This is a genomic window from Methylobacterium sp. A52T (genome assembly GCF_053346095.1).
In genome coordinates this window covers 1-23,484 of record NZ_JBKFBI010000092.1, presented here as the reverse complement: position 1 = coordinate 23,484, position 23,484 = coordinate 1, and the positions used below count along the sequence as shown (strand labels likewise).

The 23,484-nt window shown below is 74.1% G+C and carries 25 protein-coding genes and 1 pseudogene; 9 read left to right on the top strand and 17 right to left on the bottom strand.

What is annotated here, in order from left to right:
* From ACLBYE_RS20345 to ACLBYE_RS20315, 7 genes and pseudogenes are all read right to left on the bottom strand, one after another.
* The coding region (locus ACLBYE_RS20345) for a phage tail tape measure protein (RefSeq protein ID WP_447695547.1) at nt 1–481 on the bottom strand (481 nt) is incomplete at its 3' end.
* Between the two features lie 9 nt (nt 482–490).
* Nucleotides 491–655: pseudogene (locus ACLBYE_RS20340) on the bottom strand (phage tail assembly chaperone); the annotation flags it as partial.
* A 53-nt stretch (nt 656–708) separates the two neighbouring features.
* Nucleotides 709–1,071, bottom strand: coding sequence for a gene transfer agent family protein (locus tag ACLBYE_RS20335; protein ID WP_447695546.1), 363 nt, complete (start codon nt 1,069–1,071; stop codon nt 709–711).
* Nucleotides 1,072–1,076: 5 nt separating this feature from the next.
* Complete coding sequence (locus ACLBYE_RS20330) at nt 1,077–1,487, bottom strand: phage major tail protein, TP901-1 family (RefSeq protein ID WP_447695545.1); 411 nt, start codon at nt 1,485–1,487, stop codon at nt 1,077–1,079.
* A gap of 26 nt (nt 1,488–1,513) precedes the next feature.
* Nucleotides 1,514–1,942 (bottom strand): tail completion protein gp17, encoded by a 429-nt coding sequence (gene gp17, locus ACLBYE_RS20325; protein WP_447695544.1) that lies wholly within the window; start codon nt 1,940–1,942, stop codon nt 1,514–1,516.
* Complete coding sequence (locus ACLBYE_RS20320; RefSeq protein WP_447695543.1) at nt 1,939–2,292, bottom strand: head-tail adaptor protein; 354 nt, start codon at nt 2,290–2,292, stop codon at nt 1,939–1,941. The genes gp17 and ACLBYE_RS20320 overlap by 4 nt, the downstream gene beginning before the upstream one ends.
* Before the next feature lie 23 nt (nt 2,293–2,315).
* On the bottom strand, nt 2,316–2,879 hold the full coding sequence (locus ACLBYE_RS20315; RefSeq protein WP_447695542.1) for a head-tail connector protein: 564 nt from the start codon (nt 2,877–2,879) through the stop codon (nt 2,316–2,318).
* 25 nt (nt 2,880–2,904) lie between these two features.
* Here ACLBYE_RS20315 and ACLBYE_RS20310 point away from each other — a divergent pair, with 25 nt between their 5' ends.
* From ACLBYE_RS20310 to dps, 3 genes are all read left to right on the top strand, one after another.
* Entirely contained in the window at nt 2,905–3,666 is a 762-nt protein-coding gene (locus tag ACLBYE_RS20310; RefSeq protein WP_447695541.1) for a S1 family peptidase, read from the top strand.
* 149 nt (nt 3,667–3,815) lie between these two features.
* Complete coding sequence (locus tag ACLBYE_RS20305) at nt 3,816–4,727, top strand: S1 family peptidase (RefSeq protein WP_082557900.1); 912 nt, start codon at nt 3,816–3,818, stop codon at nt 4,725–4,727.
* A gap of 126 nt (nt 4,728–4,853) precedes the next feature.
* Entirely contained in the window at nt 4,854–5,399 is a 546-nt protein-coding gene (gene dps, locus ACLBYE_RS20300) for a DNA starvation/stationary phase protection protein Dps (protein WP_012321876.1), read from the top strand.
* A 152-nt stretch (nt 5,400–5,551) separates the two neighbouring features.
* On the opposite strand, the gene ACLBYE_RS20295 is transcribed toward dps, so the two are convergent.
* Nucleotides 5,552–7,207, bottom strand: a complete 1,656-nt coding sequence (locus tag ACLBYE_RS20295) for a porin (protein WP_447695540.1) — start codon at nt 7,205–7,207, stop codon at nt 5,552–5,554.
* A gap of 696 nt (nt 7,208–7,903) precedes the next feature.
* Here ACLBYE_RS20295 and ACLBYE_RS20290 point away from each other — a divergent pair.
* Nucleotides 7,904–8,488 carry a hypothetical protein gene (locus ACLBYE_RS20290; RefSeq protein WP_447695539.1) on the top strand — a complete coding sequence of 195 codons (585 nt, stop codon included), beginning with the start codon at nt 7,904–7,906 and terminating at the stop codon, nt 8,486–8,488.
* 10 nt (nt 8,489–8,498) lie between these two features.
* Here the strand turns inward: ACLBYE_RS20290 and ACLBYE_RS20285 are convergent, their stop codons facing one another.
* From ACLBYE_RS20285 to ACLBYE_RS20275, 3 genes are read right to left on the bottom strand one after another with little or no spacing between them, the layout of a single operon-like run.
* On the bottom strand, nt 8,499–9,791 hold the full coding sequence (locus ACLBYE_RS20285; RefSeq protein ID WP_447695538.1) for a phage major capsid protein: 1,293 nt from the start codon (nt 9,789–9,791) through the stop codon (nt 8,499–8,501).
* A 24-nt stretch (nt 9,792–9,815) separates the two neighbouring features.
* Nucleotides 9,816–10,376 carry an HK97 family phage prohead protease gene (locus ACLBYE_RS20280; RefSeq protein ID WP_447695537.1) on the bottom strand — a complete coding sequence of 187 codons (561 nt, stop codon included), beginning with the start codon at nt 10,374–10,376 and terminating at the stop codon, nt 9,816–9,818.
* Nucleotides 10,377–10,417: 41 nt separating this feature from the next.
* On the bottom strand, nt 10,418–11,611 hold the full coding sequence (locus ACLBYE_RS20275; RefSeq protein ID WP_447695536.1) for a phage portal protein: 1,194 nt from the start codon (nt 11,609–11,611) through the stop codon (nt 10,418–10,420).
* Between the two features lie 30 nt (nt 11,612–11,641).
* On the opposite strand from ACLBYE_RS20275, the gene ACLBYE_RS20270 reads away from it, so the two are divergent.
* Together ACLBYE_RS20270 and ACLBYE_RS20265 are read left to right on the top strand one after the other, a co-directional pair.
* The gene (locus ACLBYE_RS20270) at nt 11,642–12,676 is read left to right on the top strand and encodes a hypothetical protein (protein WP_447695535.1); all 1,035 of its coding nucleotides are present in this window, start codon (nt 11,642–11,644) and stop codon (nt 12,674–12,676) included.
* A gap of 58 nt (nt 12,677–12,734) precedes the next feature.
* Entirely contained in the window at nt 12,735–12,977 is a 243-nt protein-coding gene (locus ACLBYE_RS20265; protein ID WP_447695534.1) for a hypothetical protein, read from the top strand.
* Nucleotides 12,978–13,321: 344 nt separating this feature from the next.
* Here the strand turns inward: ACLBYE_RS20265 and ACLBYE_RS20260 are convergent, their stop codons facing one another.
* The 3 genes from ACLBYE_RS20260 to ACLBYE_RS20250 all read right to left on the bottom strand — a co-directional run bounded on the left by ACLBYE_RS20260 (nt 13,322) and on the right by ACLBYE_RS20250 (nt 15,675).
* A complete protein-coding gene (locus tag ACLBYE_RS20260) occupies nt 13,322–14,620 on the bottom strand; it encodes a DNA-packaging protein (RefSeq protein WP_447695549.1) in 1,299 nt (432 codons plus the stop codon).
* Nucleotides 14,595–15,257, bottom strand: a complete 663-nt coding sequence (locus ACLBYE_RS20255; RefSeq protein WP_447695533.1) for a helix-turn-helix domain-containing protein — start codon at nt 15,255–15,257, stop codon at nt 14,595–14,597. Before ACLBYE_RS20255 ends, ACLBYE_RS20260 begins: the two co-directional genes overlap by 26 nt.
* Before the next feature lie 115 nt (nt 15,258–15,372).
* Entirely contained in the window at nt 15,373–15,675 is a 303-nt protein-coding gene (locus tag ACLBYE_RS20250) for a DUF3761 domain-containing protein (RefSeq protein ID WP_447695532.1), read from the bottom strand.
* 359 nt (nt 15,676–16,034) lie between these two features.
* Between ACLBYE_RS20250 and ACLBYE_RS20245 the strand changes: the two genes are divergently transcribed.
* Together ACLBYE_RS20245 and ACLBYE_RS20240 are read left to right on the top strand one after the other, a co-directional pair.
* Nucleotides 16,035–17,126, top strand: a complete 1,092-nt coding sequence (locus ACLBYE_RS20245) for a sensor histidine kinase (RefSeq protein ID WP_447695531.1) — start codon at nt 16,035–16,037, stop codon at nt 17,124–17,126.
* 80 nt (nt 17,127–17,206) lie between these two features.
* Nucleotides 17,207–17,635: a SufE family protein gene (locus ACLBYE_RS20240; RefSeq protein WP_447695530.1), complete on the top strand. Its 429-nt coding sequence runs from the start codon at nt 17,207–17,209 to the stop codon at nt 17,633–17,635.
* Nucleotides 17,636–17,641: 6 nt separating this feature from the next.
* Here ACLBYE_RS20240 and ACLBYE_RS20235 read toward each other — a convergent pair whose 3' ends face one another.
* The 3 genes from ACLBYE_RS20235 to ACLBYE_RS20225 form a co-directional block, all read right to left on the bottom strand.
* Nucleotides 17,642–18,484, bottom strand: coding sequence for a DUF6456 domain-containing protein (locus ACLBYE_RS20235; protein ID WP_447695548.1), 843 nt, complete (start codon nt 18,482–18,484; stop codon nt 17,642–17,644).
* 99 nt (nt 18,485–18,583) lie between these two features.
* Nucleotides 18,584–18,811 carry a hypothetical protein gene (locus tag ACLBYE_RS20230; RefSeq protein ID WP_447695529.1) on the bottom strand — a complete coding sequence of 76 codons (228 nt, stop codon included), beginning with the start codon at nt 18,809–18,811 and terminating at the stop codon, nt 18,584–18,586.
* 137 nt (nt 18,812–18,948) lie between these two features.
* Nucleotides 18,949–20,646, bottom strand: coding sequence for a porin (locus ACLBYE_RS20225; protein WP_447695528.1), 1,698 nt, complete (start codon nt 20,644–20,646; stop codon nt 18,949–18,951).
* Between the two features lie 464 nt (nt 20,647–21,110).
* On the opposite strand from ACLBYE_RS20225, the gene ACLBYE_RS20220 reads away from it, so the two are divergent.
* Nucleotides 21,111–23,246 (top strand): S9 family peptidase, encoded by a 2,136-nt coding sequence (locus ACLBYE_RS20220; protein ID WP_447695527.1) that lies wholly within the window; start codon nt 21,111–21,113, stop codon nt 23,244–23,246.
* Nucleotides 23,247–23,484 lie beyond the last annotated feature (238 nt).

Below are 23,484 nucleotides of genomic sequence, written 5' to 3'. Positions count from 1 at the left end.
CCGCGGCCACGCCGAGGCGGCCGTCCGGCCCGCGGCCGAGGGGGAGGATCGCCTCCGGGCCGGCCTCGCCCATGAGGCCGGCGCCGCCCGCCATGGAGAAGTAGGTCGGCGCGGCCACGACGCCGCCGGCGGCGAAGGGCTGGACGCGGCCGCCCCGGAACACGCCCCCGCGGGCGAAGCCCGTCTCCGCGCCGGAGCCCAGCATCGCGCCGATCAGGCCCGTGAGGCCCGACTGGATCGGCCCGGCCGCCGCCCGCGCCGCCACGCCGGCGAGGCGCGCCCCGATGGTGCCGAGCACGCCGTCGAGGCTGCGGCCGGACGCGGCCCCGCGGGTCAGCGCCGTGTCGAGGCTGCGGCCGAAACTCTGCGCCAGCCGGTCCAGCGTCTCGAGCTGCCGGATCCGGTCGTCGGACAGCGGATCCCCCTGCGGGTCGGGCTGCGGGTCGGGCTGCGGGTCGGGCTGCGGGTCGGTCTCGGCCATGGCGGTGCCTCACGGTGGATCGGGATGGGCGGCGAGGAGCCGCGCGAAGGCGGCGCGGGACAGCGGCTCCGGGCCGGCGCGCCGGCCGAGCGCCGCGGCGAACTCCCGCGGCGTCGCCGACCAGAAGTCGCGGGGCCGCCAGCCCAGCGCGCCGAGGCCGAGGGAGAGGGCGTCGTCCCAGGGGAAGCGGCCCGGGGCCGGACGCGGCGGCTTGTCCGCGTCCGGCCCTAGGGAGGGTTTGCCGGGCCCGGCGCCTCCCCGCCCAGCGCCTGCCCGCCCGGCAACTCCCCGAAGGCCGCCGCCAGGACGTCGCCCAGGGCGGCCGAGACGGCGTCGAGCCCGCCCGCCAGCGGCAGCCGCGCCACCGCCGCGTCGTCGAGGTCGTGGCCGCCGCCCCGCAGGGCGACGCCCAGGAGGGCGATCAGGTCGCGAGCCGAGACGCGCCCGCCGGCGAAGCGCGCGGCGAGGCCCGCGAGGTCGCCGGCCTGCAGGGCGGCCTCCAGCTCGGCGAGCGCCCCGAGGGTGAGGCAGAGGGTGTAGCGCCGCCCGCCGAGAGTGAGCGGCACCTCGCCGCGGATCCGGTTGGCCACGGCGCTCAGGCCGCCGCGAAGGCGAGCGCGCCGCCGGATTCGAGGCTCATGTCGAAGGTGACCTCGCCGGCATGGTCGCCCCGGTACTCCAGGCTCGCGATCTGGAACGGCCCCTCCAGGATCCCGAAGGCCGGGATCACGATCTGGAACACCTCGACCGCGCCCTCGAAGAACAGCAGACGCAGGCGCGCGTCCGAGGCCTGGTCGCGGAACACGCCCGAGCCGGCGATCGCGGCCCGCCGCACCCCGGCCCCGGCGAGCAGCTCGCGCCAGCGCCCGGCGGAATCGGCGTTGGTGACGTCGACGGTCTCGGCGTTGAGGGTGATCTGGCGGCTGCGCAGGCCCGCCACCGCCACGAAGCCGCCCGCGCCGTCGCCGGCCCGGATCAGCAGGTCCTTGCCCTTCTGCGCGCCCATCGGCACCCTCCTCACAGGTTCTCGCCTCACAGGTTCTCGGTGACGGCCTCGACCGTCAGGGTCGCCCTGGCCTCGCCGGTCCGGGCGTCGCGCCGGGCGCGGACGGCCCGGACCCGGAGGGTCACGAGCCGGCAGCCGGCCAGCGGCAGGACGAGGGGCGTCGGGGCGTCCCGGAGGAGCACCGCCATGCGCGAAGCGGCGTCGAGGGCGGTGCGCACCGAGCCCGCCTGGGCGATCACCGCGATCGCGTGGCTGTGCCGGTGGCGCTCGGCGCCGTCGACGGATTCGTCCGCGATCTCGGCGTCGCCGAACAGCGCGTAGACCGGGAGCGTGCCCCGCGGCGGCTCGTCGTAGAGCCGGACGCGGCCGCCCAGCAGCGCGGCCAGGGCGGCGTCGGCGGCGAAGCGGGCGATCAGGCCGGCGCGGAGCGCCAGGAGCGGGCCCGGATCGCTCACGACCGGCCCTCCCCGGGCAGCTCCTCGACGTGGCAGATCAGGTCGCGGTCCCGCGCGTCGGGCTCGGCGACGGCGCGGATCGCGAAGCGGCGCGGCCCGGCGGCGAGCCGCATGGTCGGGTCGAGCGCGGCCCGGCTCCGCAGGGTGACGCGGTAGGCGGGCCGCGTGTCGGTGCGGCCGCCGGCCGGTCGGTCGGCGAGTCCCGCCGGGGCGATGGCGCCCCACAGGACCGGGCCGGCCACGTAGCGGCGCAGCACGCCCCCGAACCCGTCCGGCTCCTCCAGCGGCCGCTCGAGCACGAAGCGGCGCCGCCGCGCGCCGAGGGGCGGGCGTTGGGACGAGGTCGCCATCGGGGCAGCTCCGGGTGCGAGGATCACAGGCGCAGGCGCCGGAACGGCGCGCCGAGCGCGGCGGCGTCGGTGCGGGCGGCGTCGGGCTCGTCGCCGCGACGCTCGTAGCGGGCGGCGGCGAGGCGCAGGATCGCGAGGCGCAGGGGCTCGGGGAGCGGCGGCCCGTCGCCGCCGTACCCGGCCGCGACCTCGATCAGGATCGTGCGGCCGGCGGGATCCGGCGCGGCCGGATCCACCTGCAGCGACGGCGCCCCGTCCGGGTCGGGGCCGAGGCGCACCAGCCCGGCGTCGAGGTCGGTGACACCTCCGGACGCGTCCGCGAGGCCGGCGCGGAGGATCGCCACCAGCGGGCTCAGGGGCAGCGGCACCTGCCCGTCCGGCGGCCAGGCCGTCAGGGCGATCCGGTACCGGCCCGGGACCAGGATCCGCCGGGTCTCGATCTCCAGGCTCGCGCGGGCCGCCGCGATCAGGGCCTGGAGCAGGCCGTCCTCGTCGGCGCCCGCGTCGGAGTCGACGCGCAGGTAGGCGCGCAGGTCGGGCACGCCCACCGGCTCGACGGCGGCGGCGGCGATGCGTAACGGGATCATCGCGCGTCTCTCTGCAGGTGGTCCGATGCCGATCTTGAAGCGCCGCCCGGCGGCCCGCGCCGCGCGGGTGGCGAACCCGGTGGCGACCCTGGCGGCGATCCTGGCGCTCGCGGCCGGCCCGGCGCGGGCGGTGGTCGGCGGCACCGAGGCGCCGGCCGACGGGGCCGTGATGGTCCTGTCGTCGAAGGGCGGCGTCTGCACCGGCGTGGTGCTCGCCCCCGACACGGTGCTGACCGCCGGCCACTGCCTCGCCGACGCCAGGGAGCACCGCGTCCATTTCCGCGACGCCGCCGGGGCGCCGGTGCTCGTCGACGTCACCGCGCGGGCGGTCCATCCGGGCTACGACGCCGGCGCGGCCGCTTCCCGGCGGCGGTCCGTCGATCTCGCGCTGCTGCGCACCGAGACGCCGCTGCCGCCGCGCTTCGCGCCCGTGACCCTGAGCGCCGCCCCGGCGCGGGCGGGCGAGACCCTGACCCTGTCGGGCTACGGCGCGGCCAAGCCCGGCGACCCGCGCTCCACCGGCACCTACCGCAGCCTCGGCCTGCCGGTGATCGAGCCCTACGGGCCGAGCCGCATCCTGGTCTGGCTGAAGGGCGCGGGCGGCGGCGCCTGCCAGGGCGATTCCGGCGGCCCGATCGCGGGACCGGACGGGGCGGTGCTCGCCCTGTCGGCCTGGATCGGCGGCGCCTGCGGCGGCCTCACCCAGGGCGTCCTGGTGGGGCCGCAGCGGGGCTGGATCGACCGCGTGCTCGAGGGCTGGGACCGGACGGCGCGCTGGGCGCAGTAGCGTCGCGGCGCGGTGTCCGCAGGGAACCTCAGCTTGGCCGGGCTATTGCCTTGCTCTAGGCTCACTCGATCTGGGGCCCCTCGCCCCAGGCTCCCTCGGCGCCGCCTCCGGCGTCCCCCACCCGCGCCCGCGCGCGCCCGGAGTTCCCGATGTCTCCTCGCCCGATCCGAAAGGCCGGCCCCCGCGAGCGCAGCCTGCGCGGCGGCCTGTGGGGCGGGATCCTGGGCCTGTCGCTGCTCGGCGCCCTCGGCGGCCTGCTGCCCACCCCCGCGGCGGCGGTGATCAACGGCACGACGACGCGGGACCCGAACGGGGCGCGCAGCTTCGTGGTGCGGATCGAGAGCACCGAGGGCGAGATCTGCTCGGGGACGCTGATCGCCCCGGACCTCGTGCTGAGCGCGGCCCACTGCGTGATGCGGCCGGCCGGCTACACCGTGATCAGCGTCGACCGGAACTTCCGCCAGCACCGGACCGCGGTGATCACCGCCTCCATGCACCCGGACTTCGTGCCCGGGACGACCCCCGAGGATCAGCCCGGCGTCGACCTGGCGCTGCTCAAGCTCGAGCGCCCGCTCGGCAACGACTACGCGCCCCTCGATCCCCGGGGGGCGGGCTCGATCACCGACGGGCAGCCCGTGGACATCGCGGGCTTCGGCGTGGTGGCCGAGAACCGGCGGAACTCGGCGCGGATCCTGCGGCTCGCCCACCTCGTGTCGATCGGCTCGCTCCAGGTCGCCAACCGGGTGACCGTCGTCACCGACCGGCGGCGCATGGCCGAGACCTCGGGTGCCGGTGCGTGCCTCGGCGATTCGGGCGGCCCGATCCTGACCGGCGGCCCCGGCGGCTACCGGATCGTCGGCGTGGTGAGCTGGTCGAGCGGCGCCCTGCAGCAGGGCGCCCGCCGGACCGCCTGCGGCGGCTTCACCGCCGTGACCCCGGTGGCCGAGCATGCCGGCTGGATCGCTGCGCGCACGGCGGAGCTGTCGCGCATCCAGGTCGGCGACGCCCTGCCCCGCGGCAACCGGTCCGACTGGATGGCCCGCCCGGGCCGCCGCCGCTGAGGGGCCTGACCGCGGCCTGACCGCGGCAATACCGCTGCCCGCCCCCGGATCCTTCGCGCCTGCGGGAACCCGGGGGCCGATCGGCACTTTTCGCATCCGAACCTTCCCGGCTCACGGAGCGAGAGCATGGCCGACACCGGCACCAGCAACACCCCGCGGACGCACAAGACCCGCAACAACACCGACTCGAACGCCAAGAAGGTCTCGATCGAGGCGCTCAACGCCCGGCTCGCGGACGGCATCGACCTCGCCCTGGCGATCAAGCAGGCCCACTGGAACCTCAAGGGGCCGCAGTTCATCGGCGTCCACGAGATGCTCGACGGGTTCCGCACCCAGCTCGACGAGCTGAACGACAGCGTCGCCGAGCGCGCGGTCCAGCTCGGCGCCACGGCCTTCGGCTCGACCCAGGCGGTCGCCGAGCGCACCAAGCTGCCGGCCTACCCGACCGGCATCTACGCCATCGCCGACCACATCGCCGCGCTGATCGACAGCTACGCCGCCTACGCCAACGCCGTGCGGCAGAACATCGACGAGACCGACGAGGCGGGCGACCCCGACACGGCCGACCTGTTCACCGAGATCTCGCGGGCGGTCGACAAGCACCTCTGGTTCCTCGAGGCGCACGTGCAGGAGCCGACCGGCACCCTGCGCGACGGCAACGCGGGCCGCTGAGGATCGCGGCGCCCCGCCTTCGGGCGGGGCGCGACCCGACGCGATCGGGGAAACGAAAATGCCCGGCCGCGAGGCCGGGCTCAGTGGGGTCCCTTTGCACGGGGACATCAGGACCGGGAAGCTTTGGAGAGCGAACCGGTCCCGATCGGGGATCAGAAGTCGCGCTGGACGCGGAAGCGGAAGGTGGAGACGCTGTCCGCCGTCGTGGTCCGCGGCACGAAGGTGCCGTTGTTGATGCCGGCGACGTTGGCGTAGGCCGTCGGGCTCTTGTCGCGGTCGATCACGCGGCCGTTCTTGACGCCGATCTGGGTGTAGAAGCCCTCGACACCGATATCGAGGTCCTTGACCGGCGACCAGATGATGCTGCCGCCCGCCACGAACTGGTAGGTGTCGCGCAGCGCCTCGCTGAGCTGGTAGAACCGGGTGCCCGGCACGCCGACGGCGTTCACGCCGAACGAGTTGGCACCGCCCGGATTGGACAGCGCGAAGGCCGCGCCCTGGGCCAGACGGGCGCCGCTGCTGTAGTTCATCTCACCGTACGACCCGAAGAAGGCCGAGCGCCACTCCGGCGTCCAGTAGTGCAGGTACGAGGCCGTCGCGGTGAAGCTCGTCGACTGCTCCATCTGGCCCGTGAACGGGTTCACCGTGGCGTCGTTGAAGTACTGCGCGAACTTCTGGCCCTGGATGGTCGTCGGGTTCTGCGAGTAGCAGCCGCTGAACGCGCAGTAGCCGGTGTACATCTGCGAGCCGGAGCCGTAGGCGCCCTGCAGGTAGAGGGCGTCGCCCGGCGCGATGAACGGCGTGTTGATCTTCAGGCCGCCCTGCACCGCCCAGCCGTACGAGTTGCTGGTGTGCGGGATGCTGATGTTCGAGCCGGTGCCGGTGCCGGCGCCGTTCGCGACGTTGCCGACGTTCAGCTCGTGGACGGCGGCCGAGACCTGAGCCGAACCCCAGGCCTGGTCGAGGCGCAGGGCGCCGACGACGTCGGGCATGCGCGAGCGCTGGATCACGTCGACGAAGCTGTACCGGGTCGGCACGCCGCCGGTGTAGCCGATGAACACCTCGGCCGGAGCGTTCGTCTGAGCAAAATTGACGATGTTGGAGTTGTTCGTCACGCCGCCCGGGTTGTTGGTCTGCGAGAAGATCGGGCTGCGGCGGAAGACCGGATCTTCGGCCGAGATCGTGGCGGACAGGCCGTTGCCGAGCGTGGCCGTGTAGGCGAGCAGGTTGGTCGAGGCGATGTCGGAGCCGAGCGTGGCGCCGGCGAACTCGAAGTCGTGGGCGTAGAAGTCGAAGAACGACGAGGCGCGACCGGCGGTCATGCCGGCGAACTGGATGAAGGCCTTGTCGACGTTCACGAACTGCGAGGCGCGGCCGAACTGGTCGATGCCGAGAGCCGGGAAGGCCTGGCCGATGCGCTGCTGGGTGCCCGACTGGCCGACGCCGGAATAGCCGGTGCGGGAGCCGGCATCGAGGCGCACGAAGGCGCGCAGCGTGCCGTAGGCGGTCTGGGTGCGGGCATCGAGGTTGATGCGCATCCGGCCCTGGTAGCCCGACGTGTCACCGACGTTCGAGCCGTTCTGCCGCGAGTAGCTGGTCATGTAGCCGCCCTCGAACCGGGCGCGGCCGGAGAGACGCAGGCAGGTGTCGGTGCCGGGGATATAGAAGAAGCCGGCGCCGTACGCGCCGCAGACGCGGACGTACTCGACCGGGACAGCCTTCTTGACCGGCAGATCAGCCGCCTGCGCTGCGCTCGCCGCGGACAGAGCCGCGGCGGAACAGAGGAGCGTGTGCTTCAAGATCCTCATCGATTTCCCCAAAACGTCGAGACCCATATTGGAGACAGCATTCAGCCAGGCAGGCCGCGCTGCTATTATTTGTTTCGGCCGAGTTGCTTCGTCTTGCCGATGAGCTCTGGTTCTTTCGAGCTCGTGTTCAAATAAGTTCCCGCAAATGGCCGCAGCCATCAATCCCAAATCGGAACGGCCACCCGTGCCGATGTATTCGGTGGCCACGCGGCCACATAAAAATGATCTTGTTTGTCCGACGGAAACAGACACAGCACGAGCGTTTCGGCTGGAAAGCGTACTAACAGACCATGTTTCTAGCAGAAACACTGTACTTCCCTGACAGATCGTATTGATCTACCGGAAACGAAGGGGTATTCGGCCGTCGAGCCCTCACGGGCCGGCTCGGACCGCATCCGATCGCCCTGCAGGACCGCGCCGGGGGGCGCGCGGGACACGCAGCGACGGACGTCTGCCGACCGGACCGGACCCGGACTGCTCGGCATCGAGAGGCGGCGCCGGGGTCCCGGTCCCCTCTCACCCCATCGGGTCGACCGGCACGGCCGATCGGCCCCAGGCGAGCCGCCCATGCGCAGCGCTTCGTTTCATCCCGTCCCACGCCCGAGTCGTCCGCGTACTGTTTCAGCGTTTCCATGATTTCCGCGCGTCCGCCCGAGCGGATCCGCGTCATGCAGCCCTTGAAATTGTGAGACGTCAGTGGAAATCGATCTTGAGACATATTATCAGGCGGCCAGAACCGGCAGTCTGGCCTGTATTCGCTCGCTCGACCCGATCTACGGCGAGCGCTTCTTCTTCCTGCGCGTCCGCGAGGTGCGGAACGGCCGCATCGCCACCGCGCGCGGGATCTTCTGGGCGGTCAACGGCGAGAAATGCGATCCGGGCTGGGGCGGGGACGCGCACGCGCTGGTCGTCCCGACCCTGGCGCTCCTCGAGATGATCGAGCCGAACCTGGAGCGGATGGCGCAGTTCGGCGTCGACCGGCGGTTCGAGATCGCCGTGGCGCGGGCCGTGCTGGAGGGCCGCCTCACCGAGATGCCCGAGATGCCGCAGCCGCCGGTCCCGACCCTCAAGGAGGCGCAGGCCGAGCTGCAGGCCGCGACGGCCTACTGGGAGGCCGTGGACGTCCGCGAGGCGAAGCCCGGCACCTCGGTGCGGATCCGCCGGGAGGCCAGCGAGCGGCTGGTCACCGCCCGCACCAATCTCGAGCGGGCCAAGCAGCAGGCCAAGCAGCAGGCCGGGCGGCTCGCGGGCTGCGGCGACCGCGCGGCCTGCCCCGGCTAGGGCCGCCGCGTCAGGAGAACTTCAGGAGCTTGAGCGCGTCGAAATCCTGCACCCCGCCGCCGACGCGCTTGGTGGTGTAGAACAGCACGTAGGGCTTGGCCGAGTACGGGTCGCGCAGCACCCGCATCCCGGTCCTGTCGACCACGAGGTAGCCCCGGCGGAAATCGCCGAAGGCCACCGACAGGCTGTCCTTGGCGAGGTCCGGCATCGCCTCGGCCTCGGTGACCGGGAAGCCGACCAGCGTCGCGGACCGGCCGGCGGCGAGGGGCGGCTGCCAGAGATAGTTGCCCTCCGAATCCTTGAACTTGCGGATCGCGCTCTGGGTGCGCCGGTTCATGACGAAGCCGGCATTCTGCCGGTAGGCCGCCCGCAGCCCGTAGATCAGGTCGAACAGCACGTCCCCCGGGCTGGCCGACGGGAAGGCCCCGGCCGCCCCGGTGGCGACCGTGCCGATCTTGCCCGGCACCCAGGCGGCGTTGGCGACCGTGTCGTAGCTCAGGAAGCCCCGCGGGCGACTCGCGCCGTTGCCGGAGACGAAGGCGACGCCCTCCTGCTCGGCGAAGGCCGTCTCCACCTCGGCCGAGAGCCACGCGTCGAGATCGACCACGGCGTCGTCGAGGAGCGTCTGGGTGGCGGCCGGCATCGCGTAGAGCTCCATGGCGGGGAACGCGATCTCCGACAGGGCCGGCGCGGCGGTCTCGGGCCGCGGCGCGGTCTCGGCGGCCCAGCCGGTGACCGGCGCGCCCACCGAGACGGCGCGCTTGTACTGGGCGCCCGAGATCGGCTGCACGCTGGCGATCGACCGGATCGGCGAGACCTGGCCGAGGCGCGCGAGCACGGTCCGCTCGATCGTGTCGGGGACGAGGTAGCCGCCGTCCGGCCCGGAGCCGGCCGACAGCGCCTTGGCCTCCAGGCGCTTGAGCCCGGCGCTCTCGCCCGCCCGGACGTAGAGGTCGAAGGCGGCCTTGTGCTCGTGCGCGGCCCCCGTCTCCCGGACGTCCGGCTGGCCGAGGGGCGGCCGGGCCCGCTCCAGGGCGATCCGGTCGAGCCGGGTGCGGGCGGCGTCGAGGGCCGCGTCGATCCGGGCGAGCTTCTCCTCGGTGAGCACGTCGACGCCGAGGCGGCCCTCGATCCGGTCGATCCGCGCGTCGTTCGTCTCCTTGAAGGCCGCGAAGGCGGCGGCGAGTTCGTCCAGGGCGGAGCGGACCGGGCCGCTCTCGGACTGGGCGGCCTTGTTCTCGAGCGGCGGCAGGCCGCGCGGCGGCGCGAGGGCGGGATCGGCGATCGGGGTCTGGGCGTCCATGGCGGGCCTCGTCGGGGGTGGAAGTCAGGACCGCGCGGCCGGCAGCGGCCAAGCGATGGGTCTCGCGGTAAGTCTGGCGGCGGGTCTCGCGGCGGGTCCGAGGGCGCCCGGCGGCGCGATCAGGCCGGCGAGGCCGCGGATCGCGTCGGCCTCCGGGTGCGGGCCGGAAGTCGGGCTCGGGCTCGGGCTCGCCCTGGCCCCCGGCTGCAGCGGGAAGGTCACGAGCGAGATCTCCCAGAGGTCGACCTGCTGGAGCCGGCGCTCGCCGCCGGCGCCCTTCCGGGCGTGCAGCGTGCGGAAGCCGATCGAGAGCCCGTCGAGGCCGCCGCCGCGCATCAGGGCGTCGACCTCGCGGGCGCGCTGCACCGCGAGGTTGAGCGCGCCCTCCGCGAACAGGCCGCGGCCGTCCTCGCGCAGGGCGAGCCAGCGGCCGATCGGCTCGGCCGGGTCGTGCTGGAACAGGAGCCGCACGCCCGCGGCCCCGCGGCGGGCGAGGCTCGCCGCGAAGGCGCCCGGCACCACCACGTCGCGGCCGAGATCGGGCACGCCGAACAGGCTGGCATAGCCGGAGAAGTGGCCGTCCATGGGTGATCCTCGGATGGGACAGTGGGGGCGCGCCCCGCGCCTCAGGGTGTGCCCGGCGCCCCCGGCATCGCGGGCGGGTAGCCCACGGCCTCCCGCTTCTCCGCCACCGACAGGAAGTCCGCGGCCTGGACCCGGCGCCACAGGGATTCCCGCTCGCCGGCGAGCGCCTCGATCCGGTCGAGGTCGGGCTCCAGGTCGATCGCGCCGAAGGCGGGTTCCAGCCAGCCGGCCAGCGCCCGGGCGGTGCGGGCCGCGAGGGGGATCAGGGTCTGGCGGTAGAGGGCGCGGTTGGCCTCGGCGTAGTTGGCGTGGGTGTTGTCGCCGGGGAGGCCGAGCAGGAGCGGCGGCACGCCGAAGGCCAGGGCGATCTCCCGGGCGGCCGCGTCCTTGGCGGCCACGAAATCCATGTCGCGCGGCGAGAGCGCGAGCGGCTTCCAGTCGAGCCCGCCCTCCAGCAGCAGCGGCCGGCCGGCATTGGCGGCGCCCTGGTAGTTGGCCTCCAGTTCCGCCTTCAGCCGGTCGAATTGCGGCTCGGACAGCGTCGCCCCGGCGAAGACCAGGGCGCCGGACGGCCGGGCGGCGTTGTCGAGCAGCGCCTTGTTCCAGGCGCTCGCGGCGTTGTGGATGTCGAGGGCTGCGGCCGCCGCCGCGATCGGGGCGAGGCCGCCGGTTTCGTCCTCCGGGTGGAACAGCGTCAGCGCCAGGATCGGCGCCACGGCGATCCCCGGCTCGGGCAGGTCGAACCGGCGGCTGCGCCCGCCCGCCGTGTAGAGATAGGCCACCGGCCATCCGTCCGGGCCCGGCAGGACCCGCATCCGTCCGGGACGCAGCGCCTGGAGCGCGGCGACCCGCCCGTCGAGGCTCACCGCCTCCAGGTAGGCCGTCCCGGTGAGGAGGAGGTCGGCGTAGAGGGTCTCCAGGAGGTGCGGGCCGCTCTCCCGGGGGTTCGGCCGCGCCAGCAGGGCGAGCAGGTCGCCCGCGCGCTCGGCGCCGGGGCCGGTGGCGATCAGCGGCAGGCTCGCGGCGCTCTCGGCGACGAGCCGCACCGCCCGGTGGACCACCGGGTTGGCCTGGTAGCCGGCCCGGGCGAGCGCCGCCGGATCGCGGGGCGTCCAGTTGGCCCTTCCCTCGGCGTAGAGGGCGAAGGCCGGGGCCGGGGCGGCCTTGGTGGCGAGGGCCGGGCCGCCGGCGGCGCGGCGCGCGACCCGCGCCAGGCGTTCGAGGAGGGTCGACATGCCGGTCCGTTCCTGAGCTATGGTCACGCGATGCAGCCCCGGATCCCCACACGGCCCCAGGCGCGGTTCCGGGGACGGGTCCGGGCGGGGACTTGCGTCGCAGCGCGGGTCGCGGCGCTCGTCGCCCCGCTTTTCGCCGGGCCCCTGGCCGCGCTCCTGGCCGCGCCCCCGGCCGCGCCGGCCCGGGCCGCGGATGCGCCCGCACCCGCGCCCCTGTGGCCGGAGCCCGACGGGACCCTGATCCTGGCGCGCCCCTTCGGCCGGTCCGAGATCAGCCTGCGCCTGTCCCGGCGGGTCGCCGGGGCGGTGGACACGCTGACCTGGGACGGCGTCACCTTCCTCGCCGACACCGAGCCCGGCGACGCCCTGCAGGCGCGGGCGGAGATCGGCTCCGGCGCCGCCTGCCGCCGGGCGAGCGAGGCCGGCACCCCGCAGGACGGGTCCGGCGCGCCCGCCGCCCACCGGCTCCGCGCCCTGCGCGCCGGCCGGAGCTGGGCCGAGACCGAGACCCGCATGGCCTGGGACGGCCCCGCCGACCCGGCCGACGAGCCGCCCTCGGACTGCCCGACCGCCTCCGCGAGCCCCGCGATCCCGGCCCCGCCCCCGCTCCTGCGCAAGCGGGTCGCCCTCGGCCTGCCGGGCCTCGGCAACGCCGTGGAGGTGCAGGCGAGCTTCGTCCTGGCCGAGCCCGCGGCGGCGCTGCGTCTCGAACCCCTCGCCGCCGCGGTGCCGGCGGAGTTCTCCGCGGCCTGGCGCTTCGACCCGTCGACCGGCGGGCTCGCCCCCCTCGACCCCGGAGCGGGGGAGCGGCCGGACCCGGTGATCCTGGCGACGCCGGAGGGCTCGCACGCCGTCGCGGTCTGGGCCCCGGGTCCGCCGGAGCAGGAGCCCGACGCGCCGCGGCCCGGCTTCGCGGTCGCGCCCGAGGCCGGGGCGAGCCGCCTGAGCTGCCGCTTCCGGCTGGCGAACGCCGCCGCCGGCGCGCACGATTTCGCCTGCTACGCCCTGGTCGGCACCCTCGCCGACGTCCGGGCCGCCCTGCGGAGCCTGACCGCTCCGCCGTGACCGGCCCGGCACAGATCTGTGCTAGACTGTCCGGACCGACGAACCGATGGAGGTTCCGATGGACAGGAAGCAGGCCCTCGAACTCGCGATCTTCGTCATCGCGCTCGTCCCCTTCCTCCGCTGCCTCATGCCCTCCGCGACACGCTCCCGGGGGCCACGCCGCTCCGGCTCCCACAGCTACGATTCGGGCTCCGGCGGCGACGGCGGCGCGATCTTCGGCGATGGCGGCTGCCACGGCAGCGACGGCGGCAGCTGCGGCGATGGCGGCGGCGGCGGTGATGGCGGTGGCGGCGGCGATTGAGCGCCCGCTCGCGATCCCAGGAGGCCGGCACGTCGATGAGCCCGGCACGCCGATATGCCGGGCTCGGGCGCCGAAGACGGTTCGGGATTCTGGGCCGGGCCGCGGCGCCCGGGAAGGACGGCGCGGATCAACCCGACAGATGCGCCGCTCAACCCGCCCGCCGCCAGCGCGCAATACGGAGAATTACGGTGGGGATTCCCAGCTCAGGACCGCGTGCCGTGGCCTGATCGCTACAGATTTGGCGCACGACATTGTGTATACAGCATGCAGTTCGTTCCAGAGACCACGAACCGACTCCGGCGCGCTTCACCCGAAGCGCGCCGAATTGTTTCCGGCTACCCCTGTCACAGCCGCCGGATCCGGGGCTCGGCCCGGGGCTCCAGCATCAGGTGCGTGAGCGCCCAGACCAGGGCATCGAGACGGTCGGGCGAGGTCCCGCCGGACAGGCCGTCCGGACCGAAATCGCACAGCTCGTCCTCCAACGCCGGGAAGGCGCCGACGTGGTGGACCAGCCCGCGAGCGTAGAGCAGCGAGACCGGCTCGGCGCGCAGGTACTTGCCCCGCGTGGCGTGGACCCGGGTCACCGGCACGGCGGGGTCGCACTGGCCCAGCACGGCGGCGGCCATCTCGCCGCCCTGGTTGACCTCGACCACGAGGGCGTCGGCCCGGAGCCGGTGGTACAGCGCCAGCGCCGCGGCCGCCCAGGCCTGCGGGGTTGCGCGGGCGAGGCTCGCGTCGGCCAGCACGTAGGCGTGCCCGCCCGCGCGCCCGGCCGCCACGATCCCGCAGGCATCCGAGCGCGCGCCCGAGGTGGCGGGGGGATCCACCGCCACGACGATCCGGCCGAGATCGGGCGCCGCGGCGATGCGGCCCGCCTCCAGGGCCGCGCGCGTCCACAGGCCGTCGTCCCGGTCGGCGATGAGCTCGCCGTCGAGTTCCTGCCGGCCGAGCCGCGTGCCGGCGTAGCGCCCGACCACCTGCTGGAGGAAGTCGGGCGCGAGATGCGCGGCGTTGTCGTGTGTCCGGGCGCGGCTCACCACCGTGCGCGGGTCCGCGAGCAGGCGGCGGATCAGCGGCACCGGCCGGGGCGTCGTCGTCACGAGGTTGCGCGGCCGGGCGCCGAGGCGCAGGCCGAACTGCAGCATGTCGAAGGCCGCCTCGGGCCGGCGCCACTTGGCGGCCTCGTCGCACCACGCGGCGCCGAATTGCGGGCCGCGCAGCGCGTCGGGCTCCTCCGCCGAGAAGGCGAGCGCGACGGCGCCGTTGCTCCACTCCACCCGGCGGCGGCTCGGCGACCAGGTGGGCCTCGCCCGTCCCCGCGCCGGCAGGCCGAGGAGGCCGGAGGGCCCCTCGACCATCACGTCGCGCACGTCGAGATGGGTCTCGCCCACCAGGGCGATCCGTCCGACCGGCGCCCCCGCGAAGGCCGGGTCGCCGCGCGCGAGGGCGTCGACCCACTCGGCCCCGGTGCGGGTCTTGCCGCTGCCGCGGCCGCCGATCACCGCCCAGGTGGTCCAGGGCGCCGCGTCGGGCGGCGGCAGCTGGTCCGGCCGGGCCTGGTGCAGCCAGTCGCCCGCGAGCGCCCGCAGGAGGTCCGGCGGCAGCGTCTCGAGGAAGTCAGGCAGTCGCCCGGCCGCCGACAAAGCCAGCAACGCGTCGCGCGATCTCCGCGCGCAGGGCGGGCAGGTCGGGTTCGGTGCCGGGTTCGGTGTCGCGTTCGGTGCCATCGCCCCCCTCCCCCGCGGCGGCGCGCGCGCCCTCCGCATCCACCGTGTCGAGGAGCCGCTTGAGGCCGCCGAGGTCGCGCAGGATTCGGGCGGAGTCGCCCGCGCCCGCCCCCGCCCCGCTCAGAGCCGCGTCGAAGGCGGCGATCTGCCGAGCGATGTGGGCGCGCAGACGCGCCCGCAGGGTCGCCGGGTCGGCCGCGGGGTCGCCGCGCCCGGTGACCGCCGGCGGCAGGTCAGCCCCGAAGGCCGCGGCCATCATCGCCGGGTCGAGCCGGCCGAGACCGAGGATCTCGGTGACGTCGCCCGGATCGGCGCCCGGCGTGCACAGCAGGCGGATCAGGGCGGCTCGGCGCGCCGCCGGCCAGCGCCCCGTCAGGAGCCGCGGCCGGTGCTGCCGCGGCCTCGGCCAGCCGGCCCGGGCGTTCCAGGTATGCACCGTCTTCGGGTGGACGCCGAGACGGGCCGCGATCGCGTCGCATGTCAGGTCGGTCTCGCGCAGGAGCGCCAGGGCCTCGGCGCGGCTGTCCGCCCTGCTGGGAGGGGGTGGCCACATCGGGGTCTCTCCGCACACGTCTCGACCGTGCCTGGTTGATACCCCGGCAGCGCGCCGGTGTCAAGCGCAAATTCCTATTCTGCGCCAGATCTAGGACTTAAGACATAGTTCGGCCTCAGCCCTCCCAGTGCGCCACGCCGCCGTGACCCGAGCAGGTGCCCCGACGGGTGTGGCTGAAGCTCCACGTACCGTCCCGGCACTTGGCCGTGGCGCCCGCGGGCGTCTTGCCGTCGAGGCTCTTGGCCGGCCGGTGGACGTCGGACCCGTCCCGGCTGCGGTAATGGCCGTGGCGGTCGAGGTTCCGGTCGTCGGGCTCCGGGAACGGCCGGGCGACGGCGCCGCCAGACAGGCCGAGGAGGACGAGGCCGGCGAGCACCGTCCAGCGGGCGGCGTTCGTCGCGGTCGGGACAGGCGGCACGGCACCCTCAAGGTTGTGTCTTCTGCCAAGAGACACAACCGGATCGGGGCGTCACGAACTATCTGTGGTTATCCAAAAGCCAGCTACAGGTTGTGTGCGCGGGTCAGGGGCGGCGCGCGGGCCGGACCTCGGCCGGGGTCGCCCGACCGGCTCTGCGCCGCGTCCGCGCGCCCGGTGCGGCCCCGCACGTCGGCGGGATGCTGAACGGGCTCGAAAGGTATTGCCGCTAATGTCCCGGTGAATGGCAGATCTGAACGCGGTTCAGGACCGGAACGGCCGTCCGGTCGACACGTTGACCGGCGCCATCCGCACGCAGGCGTCGCCTTTCACGCAGTTCGTCAGAGTGAATCGGGTACAGAATGGTCGGTGAGCCACCAGGGTCCGGCGCGGAAGACCTGCTGGGCAACGGCCCCGCGGGGGATCCTGGTCGGGGCCCGGCGCAGGGCACCGCGGAAGCCGCCGCCCTCAGCGACAGCTTCAGGCGATTCGCCGACGTCGTGCCGCTGATGATGTGGCGCTCGGACGAGGCCGGCCACGCGATCCACCACAACGAGTGCTGGCTGGAATTTACCGGGCGCCCCCTGGAGGCGGAGCTCGGCCTCGGCTGGCGCAGCGGGCTGCATCCCGAGGATTTCGAGCGGCACGCCCGGATCGTCGCCGAGGCGTTCGAGGCGCGGGCGCCCTTCACCGTCGAGTTCCGCCTCCGGCGGCACGACGGCGAGTACCGCTGGCTGCTCGACACCGCCCGCCCCCTCGTGGAGGACGGCCGGTTCCAGGGCTATCTCGGCTCCTGCTTCGACATCACCGACCGCAAGCACGCGGAGGAGCACATCGAGCACGCGCTGGCCGAGAAGGAGGCGCTGCTGGCCGAGGTCTACCACCGGGTCCGCAACAACCTCCAGGTGATGGTCAGCCTGATCGGCCTCTACGGGCGGGCGGCCCCCGACCCCTGCCGCGGCAGCTTCGAGGCGCTGGGCCAGCGGGTCCGGGCGATCGCGCTGGTGCAGCAGCACCTGCACGAGGCGCCGCACATCGCGTCGATCGACCTCAAGGACTACCTGCACCGCCTCGCCTCCGGGCTCGGGCAGCTCCGGCGGGCCGGGCGGATCGGCGTCCAGGTCGGCGGCTCGGGGAACGGTCTCGTGGAGCCGCGCACCGCCAACGCCCTGGGCATGATCGTCGCGGAGATCGTGGCCGAGTGCCTGGACGCCACCGCCGAGCACGTCGCCTGCGCCATCGCCATCGACATCGAGGCCGCCGCGCCGCTGCGCCTCTCGATCGTCTCGAAGGTCAGCGACACGGCCGAGTCGGGCCGGCCGAACGTCCCGAAGCTCGGCCCCCGCCTCATCGCCGCCTACGCGGCCCAGGCGGAGATCAGCGTCGCGGGCGATGCCAGCCCGGGCGACCCCCTGTGGCTGACCCTGCCGCCGGCGCGCCCCGGTCCGCAATGAGCGCCCGCGGCGCCGGACCCCGTCGCCACGACGGCGCGGCCGGCCTATAGCGGCCCAGACCTTTCCGGACCCGGCCGAGCATGCTCCCTCCCATCGACACCATCATCGAGAATTTCGAGATCGTCGAAGACGACGACATGCGGCTCGAGTACCTGATCGAGCTCGGCCGCGCCCTGCCGCCGATGCCCGAATCGGAGCGGACCGAGGCGAACCGCGTCCACGGCTGCGAGAGCCAGGTCTGGATCGACACGCGGGCGGAGCGGACGGACGGCACGCCGCGCCTCGTCCTGCACGGCTTCAGCGACTCGTTCATCGTCCGCGGCTTCGTGGCGCTGATGATCGCGCTCTACACCGGCAAGACGCCCCAGGAGGCCGCCGACACCGACGGCCTCGACCTGTTCCGGCAGCTCCGCTTCGGCGCCCACGTCACGTCGAAGCGCTCCAACGGCGTCCGGGCGATGGCGGAGCGCATCCACCGCGACGCGGTCCGGCTCGCCGCCGAGGCCTGAGCGGCCTCACCCGCGCCAGAGGCGCAGGCGGCCTCGGTCCGGACCGGTCGCCTCCCGCTCCAGCCCGTAATGCTCGGCGAGCCGCCCCAGGGCGATGCGGGCCACGACCTTGGCGGAGCGGGCCGGCCAGCGCCGCTCGGCCTCGATCCGCTCCAGGCCCTTCAGGAATCCGCAGAGGTCGATCAGCAGGCCCGAGAGGTCGCTCCCGACCGCGTCGAGGGCGCCGCGCACCCGCTGCCGGGCCGCGATCACGTGGTCGGCCGCGGAGGCCGGGTCGCGCGGGCCGCCGCCGTCGATCCGGGGCGCGCCGAGATCCGCGCCCATCCGTGGCAGCAGGGCGGCGGCGGTCATGTCCCGCCGCAGCCGCTCCCCGGCCTCGAAGGCCGCCGCGTCGATGAGCGGCGCGCCGTCCCTGTCGCGCCGGCGCACCATCCAGGCCAGGGGGTTCTCGGCGGCGTTGCGCAGGGTCGGCCCGGCCCCGCCCTCCACGACGGCGAGATCGCGGTGCTGGTTCGCGAAGGTGAGGTCGCCCGGCCGGGCCTCCCGGCGCAGGCGCGCCCGCCCGGCCTCGCTGATCGTCAGGCGCGTGCCGGCCGCGTTCCACGTCGCGAGATCGGCCGCCGCCAGGGCACGCCCGGAGGTGGCCGCGAAGCGGCCGCTCCCCACCGAGATCCCGTCGCCGCCGCGCCGGGCGACCAGCGCGTCCTCGACCAGGGGGTCGGGCCGCGCGTAGGCGCCGGGCTCCCCGAGCCGCGCCAGCAGGCGCGCCGCCTCCGCCGGGAGATCCCCCGGAGCGGCGCCGCGGTGACGCGTCCCCGCCGAGGCGGAACGGCCGCCCTTCACTCGCATGTTCATGTTTTGTTCCGTGTGTGCTACGACGGACGTACGAAGCCCCCAGTCTCTCAGGAAAACTCAGAAGGTCAAGGCTTTTTTACCTACAACCCACAGCTATCTAGCGGCGGCCGCGCGCGTCGGCGGCCGGTGCAGGATGTCGGCGATCTCGCCCTCCGACTTGCCGCGGACCTCGTAGCCCATCGCCTCGAACCGGTCGATCAGCGCGGCGCTCTCGGAGGCGGAGCGGGCCGCCCAGACCGCGAGGATGTCGTTCACCCGCTCCAAGTCCGCGGCGGGGTGATCGTCCTGCGGATCCGGCTGCGGATCGGGGATCGCGTCCATGTCGGCACCTCGGGATCGAACCGGCGACCGTGGTCGACGCCACGGCCGGCGGTTCAACGCCCCAGGCGGGAACCGGCTCCCGGTAGAGCCGGCATCGCCGCCCGCCTTCCTGGACCACCCCGGATCCGCAGCCGCCCTCAGAAGTCCCGCTGCACGCGCGCGCGCACCTGGATGACGTCGACGTGGCGGGCGGTCGAGACCGGATTGGCGAGGTTGTTGACGTAGGCCGCGTTCTGGTTGGGGTACCGGCCCAGGTCCAGGATGCGGCCGCTCTGCGGCCCGTAGCGCGTGTAGATCGCCTCGACGCCGATATCGAACTCCTTCACCGGCGACCAGATCAGGTTGCCGCCGACCACGAAGCGGTAGCTGTCCCGCAGGACCTGGCTCAGGTCGAAGAACCGCGTGCCGGGGGTGCCCGGCCCGGTCCCGGTCACGCCGAAATAGGCGCCCTGCGCCGCGCGGGCGCCGCGGGCGAAGCTCAGGGCGCCGTAGGAGCCGAAGAAGGCGGAGCGGACCGCGGGCGTCCAGTAGTGCAGCATCGCCGCCGTGAACGAGTAGCTCGTCGACAGCTCCAGGCGCTGGGTGAAGGGGTTGATCACGCCGTCGCTGAAGAACTGGGAGAAGGCCGCCCCCTGCACCGCGGTGGCCGATTGCGCCCAGGGGCCGTTATAGGCCGGCAGGCCGGTATACAGGGCGGTGCCCTCCCCGTAGGCGCCCTGCAGGTAGAGCGTGTCGCCGGTCGCTATCGCTGGCAGGTTGATCTTCACGCCCCCCTGCACGGCCCAGCCGAGGGCGGAGGCCGCGCCGCCCGGCGTGCGGTTGTTGCCCACCGAGACGGGCGCGCCCAGGTTCGTGCCGGCGAACGAGACGCTGCTGAGCAGGCCGTGGTTGACCTCGTGCACGGCCCCCGAGAGCTGCGCGGAGCCCCAGGACTGGTCGGAGCGCAGCACGCCGACGATGTCGGGCATGCGGCTGCGCTGGACCGTGTCGACGAAGCCCACCCCGGTCGGGCGGCCGGCGGCGTCGTAGCCGACGAAGACCGGGGCGACGGGGTTCCCGGGCGAGAGGATCGCGCCGGGATTCGGGAACGCCGAGGCCGCGGCGTTCTGGGACGCGTAGACCGGCGTGCGGCGGAACACCGGGTCCTCCATCGACAGCGAGGCGGACAGGCCCTTGCCCAGCGTCGCCGTGTAGGCGGCGAGGTTGGTCGAGGGATTGTCCGAGCCGACGGAGGCGACGATGAACTCGAAGTCGTGGGCGTAGAAATCGAAGAACGAGGAGGCGCGGCCGGCGGTGATGCCGGCGAACTGGATGAAGGCCTTGTCGACGTTGACCTGCTGCTGGGCCCGTCCGAACTGGTCGACGCCCAGGGCCGGGAAGGCGCCGCCGATCCGGTTCAGCGCGCCGGCATGCATGGTGGCGAAACCGGTCCGGCTCCCGGCGTCGAGACGGAGGAAGGCGCGCAGGGTGCCGTAGGACGTCTGGCTCCGGGCGTCGAGGTTGATCCGGAGGCGGCCCTGGTAGCCGCTGTAATCCCCCGGGGTGGCGGTCGCGCTCCCCGAGCGGCTGTAGGAAGGCTGGTAGGCGTACTCGTAGCGCGCGCGGCCGGAGAGGCGCAGGCAGGTATCGGTGCCGGGGATGAAGAAGAAGGCCTGGCCGTAGGCCGAGCAGATCCGCACGTGCTCGATGAGCCGCGATTTTCGCCGATCGGGAAGTTCCGCCGCCTCCACCGGCAGACTCAGCAACCCCGCAACACCCGCCAGTACGCCCGTTGTCCCCCGCTTCGTACGATGTTTCCGGTACTCCGCACACAAAACATGCATCGAATCGGCCATTCCACCATCCGCAAGTCCCCCTTCATGTCGGACGGATCGCGGAGCCGGATAATCCCAGAGCGATCTTCTCGGGCCTGTGCTCGGCTCGACTTGTCAGGATCTGTGGCGCGCCCGCGGCGTTCCGGTGCCGCGGCGAGGGCGAAATCGGCCGCTGCGCCAAGTCCCTGGCGGGTTCGGGGCCTTCGCCGAGACCGCCCGATCGGGCCGCCCCGGCGCGGCTCCCGACGCCGCTCCGGCGCGGGACCGCCCCGGCGGATCGCGTCGTCGGCCGGACCGTTTCCCGCGCCACCGATGCCGGAAAGCAACGGGTCGGCCCCGGTCCCGCGGCCGCGCCGTCCCGGCCGGCGAGACGCGCCTCCCGCCCCGGCCCCGCCCCCGGACGCCTTGCATCCGCGCGCCCGGCGGGACACATCCCCTCACCCGGACGCGACACCCGCGCGCGACGGGACCCGACGGGAGAGACGATGACGGAGATCGGCCACGGCTTGCTCGCTCACAGGACCGGCGCGCCGGTGGCCGAGGCCCGGCCGCGACGCTTCAGCGTCCACGGGCAGGAGATCACCGACGACTACGCGTGGCTGAAGGCCGAGAACTGGCAGACGGTCCTGAAGGACCCGGCCGCGCTGCCGGAGGACATCGCCGCCTACCTGAACGCCGAGAACGCCTTCGCCGAGGCGGCGCTCGCCGGGAGCGCGGAGCTCCGGCGGCAGCTCGTCGCCGAGATGCGCGGGCGGATCCAGGAGGACGAGAGCGGCGTCCCCGAGCCGGACGGACCCTTCGCCTACTACACCCGCCACCGCGAGGGCGGGCAGCACCCGTTGATCTGCCGGAGGCCGGCCACATCACCCGACGTGCCCGAGTCGGGCCCGGACCCGGACGAGACGATCCTCATCGACGGCGACCGCGAGGGCGAGGGCCTGCCGTTCTTCGAGATCGCCGCCGCGGTGCATTCCGACGACCACGCCCGGCTCGCCTGGAGCGCCGACACCAAGGGCTCGGAACTCTACACGATCCGAGTGCGCGACGTCGCCACCGGCCTCGACCTCGACGACCGGGTCGAGGCGACCTCCGGCGAGGCGGTCTGGGCCGCGGATGGTGCGAGCTTCTGGTACGTGGCGGTGGACGCCAACCACCGCCCCGCCAAGGTGATGCGCCACCGCGTCGGCACGGGGCAGAGCGAGGACGAGACCGTCTACACGGAGGCCGATGCCGGCTACTTCGTACACATCGGCAAGACGCAGTCCGGCGCCTTCCTCGACGTGACGGTGAGCGACCACGAGACCTCCGAGGTCCGGCTGCTCGACCGGCACGCGGAAGACGCCCCGTTGCGCCTCGTCGAGCCGCGCACGCCGCTGCTGATCTACGGCGTCGAGCACCGCGGCGACCGCCTGTTCATCCGCACCAACGCGGACGGCGCCGAGGACTTCAAGATCGTCACCGCGCCGCTCGACGACCCGGGCCGCGCCAACTGGACCGACTTCGTCCCGCACCGGTCCGGGGTGATGATCCGCCACCTGCACCTGCTGGCCGGCCACCTGATCCGGCTGGAGATCGAGAACGCCAAGCCGCGGATCGTGGTGCGCGACCTCGCCGACGGCACCGAGCACGTCGTCGCCTTCGCCGAGGAGGCCTACTCCCTCGGCCTGCGGGCCGGGCTCGCCTTCGACACGGCCACGATCCGCTTCGTCTACTCGTCGATGACGACCCCGTCGGAGACCTGGGACTACGACTGCGCGACCCGCACCCGGCTCCTGCGCAAGCGGCAGGCGGTGCCGAGCGGCCACGACCCGGCCGCCTACGTGACCCGGCGGCTCTTCGCCACCGCGCCGGACGGCGAGCAGGTGCCGATCTCGCTGCTGCACCGCCGGGACCTCGCCCTCGACGGCGGCGCGCCGCTGCTGCTCTACGGCTACGGCTCCTACGGCACGCTGATGCCGGCGGCGTTCCGCACGAACCTGCTGAGCCTCGTCGACCGCGGCTTCGTCTACGCGATCGCCCATATCCGCGGCGGCACCGAGAAGGGCTGGCGCTGGTACCTCGACGGCAAGCGCGAGAAGAAGCCCAACACCTTCACGGACTTCATCGCCTGCGCCCGCGCTCTGATCGACGCGCGCTACACGTCCGAGAAGCGCATCGTCGCCCATGGCGGGTCGGCGGGCGGGATGCTGATGGGGGCTGTGGCCAACCTCGCGCCGGAGCTGTTCGCCGGCATCGTCGCCGACGTGCCCTTCGTCGACGTGCTCAACACCATGCTCGACGCGGAGCTGCCACTGACCCCGCCGGAATGGCCCGAATGGGGCAACCCGGGCGAGAGCGAGGCCGCCTTCCGGACGATCCTGTCGTACTCGCCCTACGACAACGTCGCCGCCAAGGACTACCCGGCGATCCTGGCGCTCGGCGGGCTCACCGACCCGCGGGTGACCTACTGGGAGCCGGCCAAGTGGGTCGCGCGGCTGCGCGCCACCATGACGGGCGGCGGGCCGGTGCTCCTGCGGATCAACATGGAGGCCGGCCACGGCGGCGCCGCCGGCCGGTTCGACCGGCTGGAGGAGGTGGCGCTGATCTACGCCTTCGCGCTCATGGCGGTGGGGAAGGCGTAGAGCCGCCGCCCGTGCGGGCGCGGCGCCCGACGGGGTGCCGCGCCCGACGCCGTCACGGTGGCCGGCCCCGCCCCCCCCCCCTCCCCGCCGCGGTGCCGGCGGCGTCCCCCGCGGCCTGGCGCTTCGCCCCGCCGCCCGGCGGGCTCGCCCCCCTCGCCCCCGGAGCGGGGGAGCGGCCGGACCCGGTGATCCTGGCGACGCCGGAGGGCTCGCACGCCGTCGCGGTCTGGGCCCCGGG